Source organism: Bradyrhizobium sp. F1.13.3 (genome assembly GCF_040548265.1).
In the GTDB taxonomy this organism is placed as follows: domain Bacteria; phylum Pseudomonadota; class Alphaproteobacteria; order Rhizobiales; family Xanthobacteraceae; genus Bradyrhizobium.
Genome location: NZ_JBEPRI010000065.1, coordinates 1 through 1,783, shown reverse-complemented (window position 1 = coordinate 1,783; position 1,783 = coordinate 1). Strand labels below are relative to the sequence as shown.

Annotated in this window: 4 protein-coding genes; all 4 read left to right on the top strand. The window is 62.6% G+C overall.

What is annotated here, in order from left to right:
- The first annotated feature begins 239 nt into the window (after window positions 1-239).
- The gene (locus ABIB66_RS43460; RefSeq protein ID WP_354260115.1) at window positions 240-422 is read left to right on the top strand and encodes a transcriptional regulator domain-containing protein; all 183 of its coding nucleotides are present in this window, start codon (window positions 240-242) and stop codon (window positions 420-422) included.
- 58 nt (window positions 423-480) lie between these two features.
- The gene (locus ABIB66_RS43455; protein ID WP_502918371.1) at window positions 481-1,002 is read left to right on the top strand and encodes a DUF2285 domain-containing protein; all 522 of its coding nucleotides are present in this window, start codon (window positions 481-483) and stop codon (window positions 1,000-1,002) included.
- A gap of 124 nt (window positions 1,003-1,126) precedes the next feature.
- On the top strand, window positions 1,127-1,405 hold the full coding sequence (locus ABIB66_RS43450; RefSeq protein WP_354260109.1) for a helix-turn-helix transcriptional regulator: 279 nt from the start codon (window positions 1,127-1,129) through the stop codon (window positions 1,403-1,405).
- 3 nt (window positions 1,406-1,408) lie between these two features.
- Window positions 1,409-1,783, top strand: a 375-nt coding sequence (locus ABIB66_RS43445; RefSeq protein WP_354260106.1) for a replication initiator protein A, incomplete at its 3' end; no start/stop codon positions are given.

The following is a 1,783-nucleotide window of genomic DNA, read 5'->3' as shown; positions in this document are numbered from 1 at the left end:
TTTGATAGTCATCTGGCCCGCGCAAAATGGATGGCAGACCACGGCTACCGCGACTTGCTTCGCGGCGGCGCGCCTAAATAGCAAAATCTGTCATGAAGAATGCGCACCCGAGAACAGATTTCCCCGCTGACGCGTGATCGCCTGCAGGCATCACGCAATGCATAATTGGCGACTTCCACACCAATCCCAAGCTTCATAGACATTGCGCCGCAATCGTCTTACAGCAGGGGATCACAGCAATGTCCGAGTTCGACTGGCGCTCACCAGAGGCGTATCAGCACGCTGTCAAGTCGGGCGAAATGGCGGATTTCGCCTGGGAGTCGCTGCGGCGCAGCTCCAACTATCGGGCTTCCTATCGTGAAAATCGATCGCAGATGACTTCCGAATTCCGAAGGAGATGGGGCATCTGCTTTCGCCCATGACCCGCAGGGGTCCTTTCACCAACAGACTATCTTCTGGGCTCCTGAGGCGTTGCCGACGGTGGTGCCGGTCGTTCGCAGCGCGTCCGGCTCAAAAGCGGTCGGCGCGGGGCTACAGCTTGCCGACCTTTCATCGGGCGCCATCAGACAGGCATCTGACGGCTGGCATGCCGTATTGCGCCTTCAAGGGGCACAACATCATCTTTGGCTGAAAGAGGCGCCGCAGTTTGGTGTCTCTTATGCGGCCGAACTGCCGCTCGATGCGGACTTTGAGATCCGCGCCCACGCCTCACATCGGCTGTGGCGCGCAATCAACGGCCGCCCGCCGGGACCTCCCTTTCATCAGCTTTCGGCGCAGCGGCGCGAACGACTCGTCTTGGTGCTGCGTGCGCTCGATGGACACATGGAGGATGCTTCCTATCGCGTCATCGCCGAGGTGCTGTTCGGCCGAAAACGCATCCCCGAGCGCGCCTGGAAAACCCACGAATTGCGCAGCCGGACCATCCGCCTGGTGCAGGCTGGTTTGGCTCTGATGCGCGGCGGCTATCGCGCATTGCTACGTCCTTCATCTCGCAAGGAGTAGAGCAGGGGTGCCGAAAATCATCGTTCGATCTTCGGCATCCCCCTTGGCACGCTGACTGCGCCATCGTGACCGTCGACGCGCGGGCCGAGCCGGCCGCGCTCCAGACGACCACGGAGCCTCGCAAATGCCCGATCCGAACGCCGGCCTGCCGCCGCGATACCTGCGCACGCCCGAAGCGGCGCGCTTTCTCGGACTCTCCGGCCGAACCCTGGAAAAGCACCGCACCTATGGGACAGGCCCGACCTACCGCAAGCTCGGGGGTCGCGTTGTGTATGCGGTCGAGGACCTGAAGGCGTGGGTTGACCGCGGCACCAAAACGTCCACCAGCGATCCCGGCACAGGCACGGTCCTGCCCGCAAAACGGCACGCACCCTTTCCGTATGCCGGCAAGGAGCGGCGCTGACTCATGCCGGACAGCAACTCCACTGCAAGCAGCAGGCGCCGATCAGAGCGCGACCAGCTCGATCTGTTTCGCGCCCTCCCTGGCGATCTGGCGCCACGCGACGCGCAAGACCTGATGGCGTATCCGTTCTTTTCGCTGGCAAAGTCGAGGCGCGTTGTTCCCATCGATTTCCGCGCAGGTACCATCACCATTCGCGTCGAAGCCGTGCCGGAACATGGCATGGCGACGATCTGGGACGCGGACGTTCTGATCTGGGCTGCCTCGCAGATTGTCGAAGCCCGTGATGCCGGCCTGAAAACGTCCCGGCTGATGGCAGCGACGCCTTACGAGATCCTGAGCTTCGTCGGCCGCGGCACCAGCGTGCGCGACTACGACCGC

Excerpts from the sequence above, each read along its gene's own strand:
- ABIB66_RS43460 (WP_354260115.1), top strand. The coding sequence starts at position 240 with ATGTCCGAGTTCGACTGGCGCTCACCAGAGGCGTATCAGCACGCTGTC.
- ABIB66_RS43450 (WP_354260109.1), top strand. The coding sequence starts at position 1,127 with ATGCCCGATCCGAACGCCGGCCTGCCGCCGCGATACCTGCGCACGCCC.